Origin of the sequence: Pseudarthrobacter sp. AG30 (assembly GCF_003116525.1) — a bacterium.
Lineage (GTDB): Bacteria > Actinomycetota > Actinomycetes > Actinomycetales > Micrococcaceae > Arthrobacter.
Map to the genome: position 1 here is coordinate 254,788 of NZ_QEHL01000012.1, position 17,055 is coordinate 271,842.

At 66.1% G+C, this 17,055-nt stretch carries 12 protein-coding genes and 1 pseudogene; 8 read left to right on the top strand and 5 right to left on the bottom strand.

Annotated elements, in window-relative coordinates:
- Positions 1 to 261: 261 nt before the first annotated feature.
- On the top strand, positions 262 to 495 hold the full coding sequence (locus tag DC347_RS11885) for a DUF3073 domain-containing protein (protein WP_018760828.1): 234 nt from the start codon (positions 262 to 264) through the stop codon (positions 493 to 495).
- A 206-nt stretch (positions 496 to 701) separates the two neighbouring features.
- Positions 702 to 1,472: a VOC family protein gene (locus tag DC347_RS11890; RefSeq protein ID WP_026264364.1), complete on the top strand. Its 771-nt coding sequence runs from the start codon at positions 702 to 704 to the stop codon at positions 1,470 to 1,472.
- 50 nt (positions 1,473 to 1,522) lie between these two features.
- Here DC347_RS11890 and purM read toward each other — a convergent pair whose 3' ends face one another.
- From purM to DC347_RS11905, 3 genes are read right to left on the bottom strand one after another with little or no spacing between them, the layout of a single operon-like run.
- Positions 1,523 to 2,668: a phosphoribosylformylglycinamidine cyclo-ligase gene (purM, locus tag DC347_RS11895; RefSeq protein WP_109045583.1), complete on the bottom strand. Its 1,146-nt coding sequence runs from the start codon at positions 2,666 to 2,668 to the stop codon at positions 1,523 to 1,525.
- On the bottom strand, positions 2,665 to 4,335 hold the full coding sequence (gene purF / locus DC347_RS11900; RefSeq protein ID WP_109045584.1) for an amidophosphoribosyltransferase: 1,671 nt from the start codon (positions 4,333 to 4,335) through the stop codon (positions 2,665 to 2,667). Before purF ends, purM begins: the two co-directional genes overlap by 4 nt.
- A gap of 57 nt (positions 4,336 to 4,392) precedes the next feature.
- Positions 4,393 to 4,707: a hypothetical protein gene (locus DC347_RS11905; protein ID WP_018760832.1), complete on the bottom strand. Its 315-nt coding sequence runs from the start codon at positions 4,705 to 4,707 to the stop codon at positions 4,393 to 4,395.
- A 310-nt stretch (positions 4,708 to 5,017) separates the two neighbouring features.
- On the opposite strand from DC347_RS11905, the gene DC347_RS11910 reads away from it, so the two are divergent.
- The 3 genes from DC347_RS11910 (at position 5,018) to DC347_RS11920 (ending at position 9,194) form a co-directional block, all read left to right on the top strand.
- Positions 5,018 to 6,124, top strand: a complete 1,107-nt coding sequence (locus DC347_RS11910; protein WP_109045585.1) for an S-(hydroxymethyl)mycothiol dehydrogenase — start codon at positions 5,018 to 5,020, stop codon at positions 6,122 to 6,124.
- Positions 6,121 to 6,741, top strand: coding sequence for an MBL fold metallo-hydrolase (locus DC347_RS11915; protein ID WP_109045586.1), 621 nt, complete (start codon positions 6,121 to 6,123; stop codon positions 6,739 to 6,741). The genes DC347_RS11910 and DC347_RS11915 overlap by 4 nt, the downstream gene beginning before the upstream one ends.
- Positions 6,742 to 6,839: 98 nt before the next feature.
- Positions 6,840 to 9,194 carry an FdhF/YdeP family oxidoreductase gene (locus DC347_RS11920; protein ID WP_109045587.1) on the top strand — a complete coding sequence of 785 codons (2,355 nt, stop codon included), beginning with the start codon at positions 6,840 to 6,842 and terminating at the stop codon, positions 9,192 to 9,194.
- Positions 9,195 to 9,342: 148 nt separating this feature from the next.
- Here DC347_RS11920 and DC347_RS11925 read toward each other — a convergent pair.
- Positions 9,343 to 9,841: pseudogene (locus DC347_RS11925) on the bottom strand (endonuclease); the annotation flags it as partial.
- A gap of 245 nt (positions 9,842 to 10,086) precedes the next feature.
- Here DC347_RS11925 and DC347_RS11930 point away from each other — a divergent pair.
- The 3 genes from DC347_RS11930 to fdhA all read left to right on the top strand — a co-directional run bounded on the left by DC347_RS11930 (position 10,087) and on the right by fdhA (position 14,152).
- Positions 10,087 to 11,391 (top strand): SRPBCC family protein, encoded by a 1,305-nt coding sequence (locus DC347_RS11930; protein ID WP_109045588.1) that lies wholly within the window; start codon positions 10,087 to 10,089, stop codon positions 11,389 to 11,391.
- A complete protein-coding gene (locus DC347_RS11935; RefSeq protein WP_109045589.1) occupies positions 11,388 to 12,800 on the top strand; it encodes a ferredoxin reductase in 1,413 nt (470 codons plus the stop codon). Before DC347_RS11930 ends, DC347_RS11935 begins: the two co-directional genes overlap by 4 nt.
- Positions 12,801 to 12,937: 137 nt before the next feature.
- Positions 12,938 to 14,152: a formaldehyde dehydrogenase, glutathione-independent gene (fdhA, locus tag DC347_RS11940; protein ID WP_109045590.1), complete on the top strand. Its 1,215-nt coding sequence runs from the start codon at positions 12,938 to 12,940 to the stop codon at positions 14,150 to 14,152.
- A gap of 175 nt (positions 14,153 to 14,327) precedes the next feature.
- Here fdhA and DC347_RS11945 read toward each other — a convergent pair whose 3' ends face one another.
- A complete protein-coding gene (locus tag DC347_RS11945; RefSeq protein WP_109045591.1) occupies positions 14,328 to 16,835 on the bottom strand; it encodes an FAD-dependent oxidoreductase in 2,508 nt (835 codons plus the stop codon).
- Positions 16,836 to 17,055: the final 220 nt, after the last annotated feature.

Genomic DNA, 17,055 nt, shown 5'->3' on the forward strand with positions numbered 1-17,055 from the left:
CTCCTGGGTTTGTGTGCCGCGGCTCGCCAACGGCCGGGCGAAACAGCCACTTCCTAAGTGACTCTAGCGAAGAAAAATCCCGTGTTCCTGCGGCTCGAAGTGCATCATGGTACCCCACGCCCCGTCCCGGGGCCCTGGGCGGCAAGCAGGGGCAGCCGAAAGCATGTAATCTAGGTGTACGACAAATTGACCAAACATTCCGGGGCCTCACCGATCGCCAAGGTGACCACCTCCGGTCCAAGTACAAAAGGGGGTCACGCCATGGGGCGCGGCCGTCAAAAGGCAAAAGCTACCAAGCAGGCTCGGGACATCAAGTACTACTCCCCGAACACTGATTACTCGGCACTTCAGCGCGAGCTGACGGGCCCAGGCAGTCGTTCAACGAGCCATTACTCGAATGAACCGGTCGAGCCGGACTATTCGGCTTATGTGGATAAGTACGCGGATGATTTGGATGACGATGACGACGAGGTTGACAGCCGTCGCATCGGCTAGTTGTCGTAAAGCCGCCGTGGCCCCGGATTTCCAGGCCGTACCGCAGCTACGCGCTACAAGCTCCGCAGGTGCCTTCCCGCAGCGTTGGGATGGCACAGGACCTCCTTTTTAGTACCCGTTTTCGGGTGACCGCTGACATGAGGAAGCCCGCTGCTTTCCGGGATACCCGGTGGCAGCGGGCTTTCCCGCGTTGGTACCCTGACCGGATGACTGTTCGGACGACTTACGCCAATGGCGAGCCCTGCTGGGCGGATTTGCAGACCCCCGATGTCGCCGCCGCCAAGGACTTCTACGCCAGGGTGTTCGGCTGGACCTACCAGGACTTTCCTACTCCGGACGGCCGCAGTTACGCGCAGGCCTTCATGAACGGCCGGTTGGTCGCCACCATCGCGCCGCAGGGCCCCCTGCAGCCGCCCGGCACGCCGGCCCGGTGGAACATCTATTTCGCGGCGTCGGACGCCACAACGCTCCTTGACGATGCCGCTTTTGCCGGCGGGACCGTCCAGTTCGGGCCGGAGCAGGTGGGCGCTACCGGCGTGCTGGCGTTCCTCGCCCCGCCCGGCGGCGGCACCACCGGGATCTGGCAGGCCGGAACCCATTACGGGAGCCATCTCTTCAACGAGCCGGGGGCGCTGGCCTGGGCCGAACTGTCCACGCCCGGGCCGCAGGCCGCGGTGGGCTTCTTCCAGCAGCTGTTCGGGCACGAGGTCACCGAATATCCCCAGGACGACGGCGGCAGCTACAGTACGCTGCTTGTCGACGGTGCCGAGGTGGCCGGCGTCGTTCCTGCCGAAGAAGGCGGGGACGCAGCCTGGCAGGTCTACTTTGGCGCCGCGGACGTCCGTGCTGCGGCGGCGGCAACGGTCCAGGCCGGGGGAGAAATCATCGTTGAGCCGGACGAGCATGCCGCTGACGGTTCACTGACCACCATCCGGGACCCGCAGGGCGGCATCCTCAGCCTCATCCAGGTCAGTTAAGACCATAGGGGTCCCCACCGTGCGGTGCGGGACCCCAATGGTTGGTGGCTCTAGGCGTAGGCGTTGACCATGCGGACGGCGCCGCCATCCACGCCCTTGGCGCCCTGGACGTAATCGGGGCCGGACTTGGAAATGGCATCCGAGTCCTCCGTGACCGCGCCCATGATCCAGGACGGCAGGCCCCGGTCGTTCAGGCGCGCCACTGCGGCGTCGGCGGCGTCGGGGGACACGATGGCCACCATCCCCACGCCGAGGTTCAGGGTGCGCTCGAGGTCGGGCAGCGGGACATTTCCCAGTTCGGACACGAGCTTGAAGATCGCGGGCAGTTCCCAGGTGGCGCGGTCCACGGTTGCCACCAGGCCCTGCGGGAGGACCCGGGCCAGGTTGGCGGCCAGGCCGCCGCCGGTGACGTGGCTGAAGCCGTGGACGGCGGCGCCGGCGCTGACCGGGAAGGTGCGGGCCAGGTCCAGGCAATCGGCTGCGTAGACGCGGGTGGGCTCAAGGAGTTCCTCGCCCAGCGTGCGCCCCAGTTCGGATACCTGGCGGTCCAGTGCCCAGCCGGCGTGGTTGATGACGCGGCGGACCAGCGAGTAGCCGTTTGAGTGCAGGCCGGAGGAGGCCATGCCGATCACCACGTCGCCGGCGCGGACGCGGTCCGGGCCGAGGAGGGCGTCGGCTTCCACGACGCCGGTGGCGGCGCCGGCGACGTCGTATTCATGTTCGCCCAGCAGGCCCGGGTGCTCGGCGGTCTCGCCGCCCACCAGGGCAGTGCCGGCCACGGAGCAGGCTGCGGCGATGCCGCGCACGATGTCCGCGATGCGTTCGGGGACCACCTTGCCGCAGGCGATGTAGTCGGTCATGTACAGCGGCTCGGCGCCGACCACCACGATGTCGTCCACCACCATGCCTACCAGGTCGAAGCCGATGGTGTCGTGGATGTCCATGGCCTGGGCGATGGCCACCTTGGTGCCGACGCCGTCCGTGGAGGTAGCCAGCAGCGGCTTCTTGTACGTCAGGAGCCTGGAGACGTCATAGAGGCCGGCGAAGCCGCCCACCCCGCCGATCACCGAGGAGTTGTGGGTTGCCTTGACGGCATCCTTCATGAGCTCGACGGCGCGGTCCCCGGCTTCAACGTCCACGCCGGCGGAGGCGTAGGTGATGCCGGAGTTTTCTGCGGCGGTGTTGGCGGAAGTCATACGGAGTCCTTCTTGTCGGCGCTGGTGGCGGCGTGTACGTCGGGCACGAGGTCGGCTTCGGTCAGCAGGTTTTCGAATTCGGCGTCCGGTCCGGGATCGCAGCCGGTGGCGCCGGCTTTCTCAGCCGGGTCCTCCGCGGCATCAACGGCCAGGGCGGCCGTCTCGCCGGGAAGCGCGGCCGGGGACGGCTTGAGGCCGCCAAGGTCGGTGCGCTCCAGCAGGTTCTTGCCCAGCTTGTCGGCGTCCGGCAGCTTGATGGGGTACTTGCCGGTGAAGCAGGCGGTGCAGAGCCGTTCGCGGGGCTGCCGGGTGGCCCCGATCATGCCGTCCTCGGAGATGTAGGCCAGTGAGTCCGCACCGATGGCCTGGGAGATTTCCTCGATGGTGGCGCCGTTGGCGATGAGTTCCGCGCGTGAGGCGAAATCGATGCCGTAGAAGCAGGGCCACTGCACCGGCGGGGAGGAGATTTTGACGTGGACGGCTGCGGCGCCGGCTTCCCGGAGCATCCGCACAATGGCGCGCTGGGTGTTGCCGCGGACGATCGAGTCATCCACCACCACAACCCGCTTGCCGCGGATCACGGACTCGAGGGCGTTGAGCTTGAGGCGGATGCCGAGCTGGCGCAGGGTCTGCGAGGGCTGGATGAACGTGCGGCCCACGTAGGAGTTCTTGACGAAACCGTGCGCAAAGGGGATGCCGGATTCCTCGGCGTAGCCGACGGCGGCGGGGGTACCGGATTCCGGTACGGGAATGACGATGTCCGCCTGCTGCGTGTTTTCCCGGGCCAGCTGGCGGCCCATCTCCACGCGGGACTCGTAGACGGAGCGGCCGGCGATGGCGGCGTCCGGGCGGGCGAGGTAGACGTACTCGAAAACGCAACCGGCCGGCGTCGGCTCCGCGAACCGCTTGGACCGCACGCCGTCCTCGTCGATGGCAATGAATTCGCCCGGCTCGATCTCCCGAATGAAGCTGGCGCCGACGGTGGCCAGGGCGGACTGCTCGGAGGCCACCACCCAGCCGCGCTCCAGCCGGCCGAGGACCAGCGGACGGATCCCGTAGGTGTCGCGTGCGGCGTAGAGGGTTCCTTCGTCCATGAAGACGAAGCAGAAGCCGCCCTTGATCTTGGGCAGGAGTTCCGTGGCGGTTTCTTCGAGGGTCTTGCCCGGCTCGCCTTCAAGCAAAGCGGTGACCAGGGCGGTGTCGGAGGTGTTGCCCTGCTTCATTTCGCCGGTGAGCTGGCCGCCGTTGCGTTCGTTGATCATGGCGTTGAGCTCGGCGGTGTTGGTCAGGTTCCCGTTGTGTGCCAGGGCAACCGTGCCGGTGGAGGTGGCGCCGAGGGTGGGCTGCGCGTTGGCCCAGTGGCTGGCGCCGGTGGTGGAGTAGCGGCAGTGGCCCACGGCCAGGTGCCCGGTCAGGGTGTTCAGGGTGGTCTCGTCGAAGACCTGGGAGACGAGTCCCATGTCCTTGTAGACGTTGATCCGTTTGCCGTCGCTGGTGGCTATGCCAGCCGACTCCTGACCGCGGTGCTGCAGTGCATACAGCCCGTAATAGGTAAGTTTTGCTACTTCTTCGCCTGGTGCCCAAACGCCGAAGACGCCGCAAGCGTCCTGCGGGCCTTTTTCGCCGGGGAGAAGATCATGGGAAAGTTTTCCATCGCCGCGTGCCACTGATCGATTATCGCACGATATGGGGTAGGACTTTTCCGGCTGCCCGATTGTGACCTGCTAGGCCTGGGGGTCGGTATCCGGTTCGGAATCCGGCACGGCTTCCACCACCGCCCGCTGCTGGCGCTTCACGCTGCGGCGGTCCAGCACGAGGGCCAGCCCGGCGCCCAGGATGGCCCCTGCGGCCGCGAACATCACCAGGAAGAAACCGAACACCGCACCGGGGTCGAAGGTGGTGTCCCCCGGCACCCCGTACGCCACCACCGCGGCAGCGACGGCTCCCAGCAGCGCTCCGACCACCAGGAAGGGAACGTACTTGGGTGCCCGGCGGACGGTAACCTCGCGCCGCTCGGCGGGGGTTTCTTCAAAAGACATGCCATCCAGCCTACTGCCCACTGTTTTGCTCCGGGAAACGGGTGTCTGGGGATGCCTGGCGCTCCCGGCCCGGAGAGGCGGGAGTGGCACACTGGTAGGCAACTGCTCGGAGACTGATATATCTATTGACATGGAGTCTTGTCGCTGCCATATTCTGCTGTAGGCACTATGTGCATTCTGTTGTTTATTATGCAACTCATTGCGCTTCGAACGCTGAGGCGCCGTGGTCCCCGGGCCGGCCTGTCAGTTAGATTGGCAGTTGGTGCCGACTCACGGATCCGGGCGGATCCAGGAAAGGAACACAAGAACCATGGTTCACAAAGTTCAAGCAGTTGTTGTCCGGGAGAAGAACGCCCCTGTGTCGTTGGAGACCATCCTGGTCCCGGATCCCGGGCCGGGGGAGGCGCTGGTGGACATCCTGACCTGCGGTGTCTGCCACACGGATCTGCACTACAAGCAGGGCGGTATCGGTGATGACTTCCCTTACCTGCTCGGGCACGAGGCCACCGGGGTTGTCAGTGCCGTTGGCCCCGATGTGACCCAGGTGGCCCCGGGCGACCGGGTGATCCTGAACTGGCGCGCGGTCTGTGGGGAGTGCCGTGCGTGTGCCAAGGGCCAGCCGCAATACTGCTTCAATACGCACAACGCCACGCAGAAGATGACCCTTGAGGACGGCACCGAGCTTTCGCCTGCCCTGGGCATCGGTGCTTTCGCGGAAAAGACCCTGGTGGCAGCCGGGCAGTGCACCAAGGTGGACCCGGAGGTTGATGCTGCCGCGGTGGGCCTGCTGGGCTGCGGCGTGATGGCAGGCATCGGTGCCGCGATCAACACCGGAGAGGTCAAGCGTGGCGAGTCCGTGGCAGTGATTGGCTGCGGCGGCGTGGGGATTGCCGCGATCGCGGGCGCGAAGCTCGCGGGGGCGACGACGATCATCGCCGTGGACATCGACGACAACAAGATCGGGATGGCCAGGTCCCTCGGTGCAACCCGCGGGGTCAACTCCAAGCAGGAGGACGCCGTGGAAGCCATCCGGGCCCTCACCGGAGGCCACGGGGCGGACGTGGTGATAGACGCCGTCGGCCGGCCCGAAACGTACAAGCAGGCCTTCTACGCCCGCGACCTTGCCGGCCGCGTGGTGCTGGTGGGTGTTCCGACGCCGGAGATGACGCTTGAACTGCCGCTGCTGGACGTCTTTGGCCGCGGCGGCTCGCTGAAGTCCTCCTGGTACGGCGACTGCCTGCCCTCCCGCGACTTCCCCATGCTCGTCTCGCACTACAAGCAGGGCAACCTGGACCTGGACGCGTTCGTGTCCGAGCGCATCACGATCGACCAGGTGGAAGAGGCCTTCGAGCGGATGCATGGGGGCAAGGTGCTGCGCTCCGTCGTCGAGGTCCAGCCTGCCGGGGCGTCCGCATGAGCGTCACCATCGAGAACCTGGTCACCTCGGGAACTTTTTCGCTCGACGGCGGCACCTGGGACGTTGACAACAACGTCTGGATCGTGGGCAATGACGAGGAATGCATCATCATCGATGCGCCGCACGACGCAGCGGCGATCATCAACCAGGTCCGCAGCCGGAAGGTGAAGGCCATCCTGCTCACCCACGCGCACAACGACCACATCGGTGCCGCGCGTGAGGTGGCGGACGCCTTGGAGGCACCGATCCTGCTGAACCAGGAGGACCTGGTGCTTTGGGAGCAGGTATACCCGGACGCGAAACCGGACCGCTACCACTCCGACGGTGACGTGTTCGAGGTGGGCGGGGCGGCCCTGCGTGCGATCCACACTCCGGGACACTCGCCCGGGTCCACGTGCTTCTACCTGGAAAGCGAGGGAACGGTGTTCACCGGCGACACCCTGTTCAACGGCGGCCCGGGTGCCACCGGGCGGTCCTACAGCGACTACCCCACCATCCTGGCGTCCATCCGTGAACGGCTGCTGACACTGCCCGCCGACACTGTGGTCCGCACCGGCCATGGGGACAACACCACCATCGCCGCCGAGCAGGAAACGCTGGCGAAGGTGACGCAGTAACCAGAAGTCAAGAAAGCGCCCGGCGGAGGCGCGCTGGGAGGACCCGGCGCGCCTCCGCCGGCGATCCATCAGCACAAGCCGGTTAGGAAGTTGGAACGATGAAGTTCGGCAAGCAGCCCGCCCCCGTTGCGGACATCAATGAGGACGATCTTTCGGTCCACAAACCCAAAACGGAGGCGGCCGGGGTCAAGGCCGTCATGGTTGCGCTCGAGCGTGCGGTGGCGCAGGCGGGTGTGGCCCGGACGGCGCAGTCGCTGCTGCGACTGAACCAGCGGGGCGGTTTCGACTGCCCCGGCTGCGCGTGGCCGGAATCGGACAAGAAGCGAAAAGCAGCCGAGTTCTGCGAGAACGGCGCCAAGGCGGTGGCCGAGGAGAACACCTTGCGTACAGTCGGCGCGGAGTTCTGGGCCCAACACTCCATCGCCGAACTCTCGGAGAAGACCGAGTACTGGCTGGGCAACCAGGGCCGGTTGAGCGAACCGGTGGTGATCCGCGAAGGGGAGACGCATTACTCGCCGATCTCATGGGCTGACGCGTTCGAGCTGATCGGTGAACACCTCCGGGCGACCACCCCGGAGCGCAGCGTCTTCTACACCTCCGGCCGCACCGCGAATGAGACCGCATTCCTGTACCAGCTCTTCGCACGGTCCCTGGGCACCAACAACCTCCCCGACTGCTCCAACATGTGCCACGAGTCCTCCGGCTCGGCTTTGAACCCGACCATCGGCATTGGCAAGGGCACGGTCTCCCTGGATGACATCCACGACGCCGAACTGATCTTCGTGGTGGGCCAGAACCCCGGCACCAACCATCCACGGATGCTGTCCGCGTTGAAGGAGTGCAAGGACAAGGGCGGCAAGGTGGTGGCCGTGAACCCGCTGCCCGAGGCCGGCCTGTTCAACTTCAAGGACCCGCAGACCGTTTCCGGGGTGGTGGGCGGCGGGACGCCGTTGGCCGATGAGTACTTGCAGATCAAGGTGGGCGGGGACTTGGCGCTGTTCCAGGCGCTCGGCCACCTGCTGCTGGAGGCCGAGGCAGCCAACCCGGGGACCGTCGTCGACCATTCCTTTATTGCCGCCCAGACGGACGGGTTCGATGCCTACCGCGACGCCCGGCGCACCTTGGACTGGGATGAAACCGAGAAGGCCACCGGCCTCACCCGGGGCCAGATTGAGAAGGTCGCGGCGATGCTGGTGGCGTCCAAGGCCTCGATCTTCTGCTGGGCGCTGGGCGTGACGCAGCAGCCGCATTCGGTGGACACCATCAAGGAAATGGTCAACGTCCTGCTGCTGCAGGGCAACTTCGGCAAGCCCGGCGCCGGCGCCTGCCCGGTCCGCGGGCACTCGAATGTCCAGGGCGACCGGACCATGGGCATCTGGGAGAAACCCAAGGAGTGGCTCCTGCAGGCCTTGGACGCCGAGTTCGGCATCACGTCTCCGCGGCACCACGGCTACGACGCCGTGGAGTCGATGGAGGCATTCGAACGGAACGAGGTGGACGTATTCGTGTCCATGGGCGGAAACTTCTCGCTCGCCTGCTCTGACACCGAGGCGCTGGAAGCGGGCATGCAGCGGATCGGGCTGACCGTGCACATCAGCACCAAACCCAACCGCTCGCACGTGGTGCACGGCCGCACGTCACTGATCCTGCCCACCCTGGGCCGCACCGACAAGGACGACAAGCATCCCAACGGCGCACAGCTCCTCTCCGTGGAGGACTCGATGTCCGTGGTCCACTCCACCCAAGGCCGCCTCACCCCAGTCTCCGAGCACCTGCTGGCTGAGCCCGTCATCGTGGCACGGATGGCGGAGGCCACCTTTGGCCCGGACCACCCAGTGGACTGGAAGGCAATGGCCGAGGACTATGACGTGATCCGCGACCACATCGCCCGGGTCCTGCCCGGCTTCGAGGACTTCAACGCGCGGGTGCGGAGCAAGAACGGCTTCGTGCTGCCCAACCCGCCCCGCGACACCCGCTCCTTCGCCACCGACATCGGCCGCGGCCGGTTCACCGTCAGCCCGCTGGAATACCTCACCCCGCCGCCGGGGCACCTGGTGCTGCAGACCATCCGCAGCCACGACCAGTACAACACCACGTTCTACGGCCTGGACGACCGCTACCGCGGCATCTCCGGCGGCCGCCGCGTGATCCTCATCCACCCTGAGGACCTCGCCGAGCAAGGATTCCAGGACCGGGAACTCGTGGACGTCGTCAGCACCTTCCAGGGCGTGGACCGCCGGGCAGACAAGTTCCGGCTGGTGGCCTATCCCACCGCCAAGGGCTGCGCGGCCGCGTACTTCCCCGAAGCGAACGCGCTGGTCCACAAGGAAAACGTGGCCCGCGTATCCAACACCCCCGGCTTCAAGGCCATGTTCGTCAGGTTCGAGCCGCACCGGGGAGAGCCTGCGGTTGCCGGGGAATCTGCAGGGGAGCTGGCCGGAACGCACGCCTAGCCCCACCGGATGGGTAAGGTGCGCCGGTGCGGGCAATGACGACGGCGGCAGTCCGGCAGGTGCCGGGTGCCGCCGTCGCCGTTCCCCACACAGGTTTTTATGCCGGGTGGTTCCCGTCGGGACCGGCTTTCGGGTCAAGGTCCTTGCCACGAGCGATCGCGGTGAGCCGGTTCCACCCCGCCAGGGCCTGGTCCGCGGGAAGAAACGCGGAGAGCCAGGCCATCCCGTCCTGGTCCGCCCGGAATTCTACCCGCCGATCTGACACCCCCTCGACGTGGCGTTTCTCGATGCTCTCGGCGTGGTGGCGTTCCCGCCAGGTCCGGGCCTTGGCTTTGAACCGGTGCGCCGGCAACCGCCCCACCGGTCATCCCCGCACCGGGTCCGGGGCGTCATGGTCCAGGAAGTGGGCTTCCAACCCGGCCGCCCCCGCGGCATCAAGGTACGCGTCTCATCCGCCATCACCACCGCATGCTGCCACGACAGGGTCCCGGCCTGCAGCCCCTCCAATGTCCTCGGCAATGAGGTAACTACGCCGTGCGAGGCCGTCAGGAACGACGACACGGCGCGCGGACCCAGGGCCAAACACACCCGATCTCCGCCGCGACCGCCATCTCCTGCGCCTGCACCGGCGCATCCGGCCCCGCAACCATGTCGGCCATGCTTTTTCGTCATATCCGAAATTGATTGACAGTGAGCGTGGCTGGAGTCACACTGTTGCATATGGTGATCGTTGTTGCGTTAGGCGCTTCAGTTTTATTCCGGAGTTGTCGCTTCTGTTGCTGATGAACCTCCCCACATTCGTTGACAGAACGTCTTGAACACCCCTTGTGCCCCACCTGCTCCGTATCCACCCACAAATCGCCCCATGCCCAGCCCTATCGGGAGGAAACACATGACTACCTCAGTGAATGCGCCCCTCAGCGCACGCGGAAAGCTCGCCTCAACATTGCCTGCCGAGCAGCTGGCCGAAATTACCGAGTTGTTTGCTTTGCGGCGCACCGGCTACTCCCTTGATGCCCCGTTCTACACTGACCCGACAATCTTCAAGCTCGACATGGAAGCCATCTTCGGCCAGCACTGGATCTTTGCCGGCAGCGTTGCCGAGTTGCCGGAGCCGGGCGACTACATCACGGTCGACTACGGACCCTACTCCCTGATCGTGCTGCGCACCGACGAGGGCGGCGTCAATGTCCTGCACAACGTCTGCCGCCACCGCGGTGCCCGCGTCCTGACCGAAGCCGCCGGTTCCACCGGAAACCTGGTCTGCGGCTACCACTCCTGGACGTATTCCCCCGAGGGCAACCTGATCCACGCATCCGCCCCCGGCGAAGCCAAGTTCGACAAGAACTGCTTTGCCCTCAAGCGCGCCCACAGCCGCGAGGTTGCCGGGCTCATCTTCGTCTGCATTGCTGACGAGCCACCCGCAGACTTCGACGAAACCGCCAAGATTTTCGAGCCCTACCTCGCGCCCCACGACCTGTCCAAGACCAAGATTGCCTACCAGCAGAACATCATCGAAGAGGGCAACTGGAAGCTCGTCATGGAGAACAACCGTGAGTGCTACCACTGCGACGGCCACCCGGAACTCGCCTGCTCGCTCTTCCCCACGTGGGGCCTGACCGAGGGACTGATCCCGGCCCACCTGGAAGAGGTCTGGGACCGCAACAAGGAAGCCCAGTCCTCCCTCGAGGAGCGGTGCCGCCGCTACGGCCTGCCCTACGAGGTGGTGGAGGAACTCGACACCCGCATTGCCGGTATCCGCATCTCGCGCGAATCCCTGGACGGCGAAGGCGAGTCGTTCTCCGCAGACGGCCGCAGGCTCTCCAAGAAGCTGCTCGGCGACCTTCGGGACTTCCGCCTGGGCCGCTGCTCGATGCACTTGCAGCCCAACAGCTGGTTCCACTTCCTGGGTGACCACGTCATCACGTTCGGTGTTTTCCCCATCAACGAGCACCAGTCCTTGGTCCGCACCACCTGGCTGGTGGCTGACGACGCCGAGGAAGGCGTTGACTACGACCTCGAAAAGCTCACCTACACCTGGAAGCAGACCAACCTGCAGGACAAGGCGTTCGTTGAGCTGTGCCAGCAGGGTGCTGCCAGCCCCGCGTACGAGCCCGGCCCTTACATGAAGAGCGAATACCAGGTGGAGGCCTTCATCAATTGGTACGTCCAGCGCGTGCAGGAGCACTTGGCATGATTGACGTCCTCACTCAGGCGCCGGTCCGGGAACCACAGCGCATCCGCGGCCTTGAAATGCCGTGGAACCGGGTGATGGGCAGCATGGAAGGCCCGGCCAGTGCAGCCAAGGCGCTGGGCCCGTGGCATCCGCAGGAGTTCATGGCCGAATGCGTCGAAACCGTTCCCGAAGCCGGCGGCATGATGACCTTCGTCTTCCGCCGCTGCGACGGTGCGCCCCTGGCGTTCCGCGCGGGCCAGTACGTGAATATCGCTTTCCCCGTGAACGGCGAGGACCAGGAACCGGTGGACCGCAGCTACTCGCTGTCCAGTTCACCCACGGAACCGTGGACCTTCAGCGTCACCGTCAAGCGCGACCCGGGTGGACTGGTTTCCCCGTGGGTGCACGGGAACGTCAGGCCCGGAACTGTCCTGGACATGCTGGGACCTGTCGGGGCATTCCACCTGCCTGACGCCGATCGGCGGGCACGGTACCTCTTCCTGGCCGCCGGCGCAGGCATCACCCCCATCATGTCGATGCTGCGCACCATCCACTCGTTGCCCGGAACCGCCGATGTGGTGGTGCTTTACCACGGCGCGGAAGCCGGCGGCTTCGCCTTCCACCGGGAATTGGCCTACATCGCGTCGGTGGACTCGCGCGTCAAGGTCTTCTACGCTCTGGGCGACCGCGGCAGGCCCGAGGACTGGGAGGGCTTCACCGGACGGCTGACGGCGGCCATGATCGACGAGGTGGCGCCGGACGCCAACGGCCGGCAGGTGTACGCCTGCGGACCCGAGGGGTACTTGAACACCGCCACTGAACTGCTCAGGAACGTGGGCGTCGACGATACCTCCATCTACATGGAGTTCTTCTCCGGCGACCGGCAGACCCTCCTCGAATACCAGGCCGAGCTCGCCCTGGCGGCGGACATCGCCGAGGAAATCGCCGACGAGATCGCGGAGTCCGCCGAGGACTACTTCGAGGGCCAGCCGGCGGCGTTCGGGATTTATGAGCCCGGCTACGACGAGGATGGAACCCTGCAGGCCACGTGGCTGGCGCTGGAAGCTGCAGCCCCGGCCTCCGCGGAAGCCGCGTCCGTGGAAGCCGCCGAAGCCGCAACCGAAGCCGCCACCCCGGATGCGTCAAGCTTCGACACCGTGGGAACTGGCAGCCTCACCCTGTCCTTCATGCGCACCGGAATCAATGTGCGGATCGACCCGCAGGAACCCATCCTGGGTGTGGCCCAGCGGGCCGGTGTCCGGATCGGCGCCAACTGCAAGGAGGGCATGTGCGGCTCCTGCAAGGTGGTCAAGCTGTCCGGGGAGATCGACATGAACCACCAGGGTGGAATCCGCAAACGGGAAATCGATGCCGGCAAGTTCCTTCCCTGTTGCTCCACCGCGCGCACCGACATGGTGATCGACGCCTAGCCGCTTCCCTGAGCCGCCGGCGCCGCGCGCCGTCCCACGTTTTACCGCAAGTGAAAGTCATAACCACACGGAAGGTCTGATGCAGCCGGCGTCAGGCCTTCCGTGGCAATTGAACCCTAACCATAGGAGCCACGCCCATGTCAGGTAACAAAGCCGTTGCGTACAAGGAGCCCGGGGTTGTCGAGGTCATCGATACCCCGTATCCGTCGTTTGAACTGAAGGCCGGCCCCGGTGTCAATCCCGCCAACGTCGGCCGGAAGGTGCCGCACGGGGTCATCGTGCGCACCGTGAGCACCAACATCTGCGGCTCGGACCAGCACATGGTCCGCGGCCGGACGACGGCCCCTGCCGGCCTCATCCTGGGCCACGAAATCACCGGCGAAGTCATTGAGACCGGACCCGACGTCGAATTCGTCAAGGTGGGGGACATCGTCTCCGTCCCGTTCAATATCTCTTGCGGGCGCTGCCGGAACTGCAAGGAGCGCAAGACCGGGATCTGCCTGAACGTGAACCCGGACCGTCCCGGCTCTGCCTACGGTTATGTCGATATGGGCGGTTGGGTGGGTGGGCAGGCGGAATACGTCCTGGTTCCCTACGCCGATTGGAACCTGTTGCGGTTCCCGGACCGGGACCAGGCCCTGGAAAAGATCATGGACCTGACCATGCTTTCCGACATCCTCCCCACCGGCTTCCACGGCGCAGTCACGGCAGGCGTCGGCGTCGGGTCCACCGTCTACGTTGCCGGTGCTGGCCCCGTCGGGCTTGCCGCGGCCGCCAGCGCCCAACTGCTGGGAGCTGCGGTGGTCATCGTGGGCGACCTCAACGAGGACCGCCTGGCCCAGGCCCGGTCCTTTGGCTGCGAAACCGTCAATGTGGCCAACGGCGACCCGGCAGACCAGATCGAGCAGATCCTCGGCGTCCGGGAGGTCGACTCCGGAATCGACGCCGTCGGCTTCGAGGCACGCGGCCACGGCCACGGCGCCCAGGAAGCACCTGCCACCGTGCTGAACTCGCTGATGGACCTCACCACCGCCGGCGGCTCCGTGGGTATCCCCGGCCTCTACGTCACGGGGGACCCGGGAGCCGCGGATGAAGCCGCACGGAAGGGCAGCCTGTCCCTGTCTCTGGGAACCGGTTGGGCGAAGTCCCTGTCCTTCACCACGGGCCAATGCCCGGTCATGAAGTACAACCGGCAGCTGATGATGGCCATCCTCCATGACCGGATCCAGATCGCCAAGGCGGTCAACGCCAAGGCCATTTCGCTTGACGACGCCCCGCGCGGGTACGCGGAGTTCGACGCCGGCGCGGCAACGAAGTACGTCCTGGACCCGAACGGCTACCTCAACAACTGATGCGCGGTTCCCGTTTGTGAAGAACGGCAAGGTTCCAACGGCGGCGCCCCGCTCAGCAGGGGTGCCGCCGTTGGCATGCCGGGGTGGAACAGCGCGCGCTCCGCGGGCAACAAAAGAGGCGGTTGGGCCTGCCGGTCTCAAGCAGGCCCAACCACCTTGTGGTGGATGGGGCAGATCAGCCGCGGAGGCGCTCCATGCCCGGGTCAAAGAGCGGCTCGGCGCTGACGGTGGCGGCTACGCGCCGGCCGAAGTACTCGATCTCCACGGCGTCCCCCTCGGACACCGACGAGGGCAGCCAGGCGTAGGCAAGGGGCTTGCCGATGGTGAAGCCATACGCCGCGCTCGTGACGTAACCAGCGGCTTCCCCGGCCACGTACACCGGTTCCTTGCCCAGCACCACTGACGTGCCGTCGTCGACCGTCAGGCAGCGCAGCATCTTCGCCGCAGGCTGCTCGCGGAGCGACGCCAGGGCCTTGGCGCCCACGAATCCGGTCTTGTCCTTGGCCACGGAGAAACCGAGGCCCGCTTGGTACGGGTGGTGCTCGGACGTCATGTCCGTGCCCCACAGCCGGTAGCCCTTCTCAAGGCGCATGCTGTTGAAGGCGCCGCGGCCGGCAGCGATGATGCCGTGCTCCTGGCCCGCCTCGAACAGCAGGTCCCAGAGCTTCAAACCGTACTCGGCGGTGGTGTAGAGCTCCCAGCCGAGTTCGCCGACGTAGGAGAGCCGCATGGCCGTGACGGGGATGCCGCCCACCGAGATTTCCTTGGTCCGGAAATACTTCAGGCCGTCATTGGTGAGGTCGTCGGTGCTGACCTTGCCAATCACTTCGCGGGCCAGGGGACCCCACAGGCCGATGCAGCAGGTGCTGCCGGTGATGTCGGTGACGTGGACCCACTGGCCGGGGTCGGCGGCGGACTGCCGGCGGGCTTCCACCCGGAGGTAGTCGAAGTCAACGTTGCTGTTGACGCCCAACTGGAACTCTTCCTCCGCCAGCCTGGCCACGGTCACGTCACTGCGGATGCCGCCGTCGTCCGCCAGCAACAGGCAATAGGTCACGGCACCCGGCTTCTTGGCGATGTTGCCCGTGCTGAGCCGGTGCAGGAGTGCCTGCGCGCCCGGGCCGGCGACGGAGAGGCGCTTCAGCGGCGTCATGTCGTAAAGTCCGACGGCGGTGCGCGTCTTCCACGCTTCGGCGGCGGAGATGGGGGAGTGGAACATTGCGGACCAGGAGTCCCGCTCCGGGGTCTGCCATTCGGCCGGGAGTTCTTCGAGGAGCGCGCGGTTGGCTTCGAACCAGTGCGGGCGTTCCCAGCCGGCGGATTCCAGGAAGAACGCGCCCAGCTCCTTTTGGCGGACGTTGAAGGGGCTGACCCGCAGGTCGCGCGGGGATTCACGCGGCTGCAGCGGGTGCATGACATCGTAGATCTCCACGAAGTTCTGTTGCGAGGTTTCGCTGACGTAGGCGTCCGAGGTCTGCACCTTCTCGAAACGGGTCAGTTCGCAGCCGTGCAGGTCTGTCTGCGGCTGGCCGTCGATGATCAGCTCTGCCATGGCCTTCGCAACGCCGGCGGAGTGCGTGACCCACACGGCTTCGGCCACGAAGAAGCCTTCGAGGTCCGGTGCTTCGCCCATGAGCGGGCCGCCGTCGGGGGTAAAGGAGAAGATGCCGTTGAAGCCATCCTGGATTTCGGTGCTGCGCAGTGCCGGCAGCAGGTCCTGGCTGTCCTCCCACGCGGGAACGAAGTCTTCCAGGGTGAAGTCCAGCCGGGAGGGCATGCGGTGGTCGGACATCTCCCCGGCCGGGACCTTCGGCAGTGCGGACATGTCCACCGGCATCGGCCGGTGGGCGTAGCTGCCGATGCCGATGCGGTCGCCCCATTCGCGGTAGTACAGGTCCTTGTCCTGGTAGCGAAGGATGGGCTTGCCGGCGCCGTTGGGAAGCTCGTTGACGCCCTCAAGTTCGGCGAGAGGCGTGGTGACCGCGTACTGGTGGGCCAGCGGCAGCAGCGGCACCTCCAGGCCCACCATCTTGCCGAGCTCACGGCCCCAGAACCCTGCGCAGGACACCACGATATCGGCAGGAATGAGTCCGGCGGAGGTCTCGACGCCGGTGACCTTGCCGCCCTCACGGGCGATGCCGGTGACGGTGGTGGACCCGCGGTAGGTGACGCCGTGTTCGCGCGTGCGCTCGATCAGCAGCTGGACGGCGCGGGCCGCCAGGGCGAGGCCGTCGGTGGGGATGAGCAGGCCGCCCAGGACTTCCCGGCCGCCGCTGAGCTTCCCCGTGGTCAGCAGGGGGTAGATCTTTTCGCACTCGTCGGCATCCACGATCCGGCTTTCGACGCCCCAGGAGGTCATCACGCCCATCTTGCGTTTGAGGTCAGCCAGGCGCTCCGGAGTCGTTGCCAGTTCAAGGCCGCCCACCTGGTTGAAGCAGGACTGGCCATCCTTGCCCAGGGCGAGCAGCTTGTTGACGGTGTAGGTCGCGAATTCCGTCATGGTCCTGGACGGGTTGTTCTGGAATACGAGGCCCGGAGCGTGCGACGTGGAGCCGCCTGCCAGCTCCAGCGGGCCCTGTTCGACGACGGTGATGTCATTCCAGCCGCGGCTTGCCAGCTCGTCGGCGAGGTTGGTGCCGACAATGCCGGCTCCGATGATGACGACGCGGGGTGATGCGCTCATGGTTCGTGGTTCTCCTGGTTGGTGCGTGGCTCCGCGCTTCGCTATAAGCAACGCGCAGCACTATATGCAACACGGTGGCGTAGCTCACAAGGAATGTCAAGGGTTTCCGGCATTGTTGCTGCGGCTGCCGTCACTGTTTCAGCGGGTTCAGGCTGGCTCCGGGAAGGGCGGGAATGACGGAGGCCTCCGCCGCTGGTGCGGCGAAGGCCTCCTGTGGGTT

Coding starts and splice junctions, on each gene's coding strand:
- DC347_RS11885 (WP_018760828.1), top strand. CDS start 262: ATGGGGCGCGGCCGTCAAAAGGCAAAAGCTACCAAGCAGGCTCGGGAC.
- DC347_RS11890 (WP_026264364.1), top strand. CDS start 702: ATGACTGTTCGGACGACTTACGCCAATGGCGAGCCCTGCTGGGCGGAT.
- purM (WP_109045583.1), bottom strand. CDS start 2,668: ATGACTTCCGCCAACACCGCCGCAGAAAACTCCGGCATCACCTACGCC.
- DC347_RS11905 (WP_018760832.1), bottom strand. CDS start 4,707: ATGTCTTTTGAAGAAACCCCCGCCGAGCGGCGCGAGGTTACCGTCCGC.
- DC347_RS11910 (WP_109045585.1), top strand. CDS start 5,018: ATGGTTCACAAAGTTCAAGCAGTTGTTGTCCGGGAGAAGAACGCCCCT.
- DC347_RS11915 (WP_109045586.1), top strand. CDS start 6,121: ATGAGCGTCACCATCGAGAACCTGGTCACCTCGGGAACTTTTTCGCTC.
- DC347_RS11920 (WP_109045587.1), top strand. CDS start 6,840: ATGAAGTTCGGCAAGCAGCCCGCCCCCGTTGCGGACATCAATGAGGAC.
- DC347_RS11930 (WP_109045588.1), top strand. CDS start 10,087: ATGACTACCTCAGTGAATGCGCCCCTCAGCGCACGCGGAAAGCTCGCC.
- DC347_RS11935 (WP_109045589.1), top strand. CDS start 11,388: ATGATTGACGTCCTCACTCAGGCGCCGGTCCGGGAACCACAGCGCATC.
- fdhA (WP_109045590.1), top strand. CDS start 12,938: ATGTCAGGTAACAAAGCCGTTGCGTACAAGGAGCCCGGGGTTGTCGAG.
- DC347_RS11945 (WP_109045591.1), bottom strand. CDS start 16,835: ATGAGCGCATCACCCCGCGTCGTCATCATCGGAGCCGGCATTGTCGGC.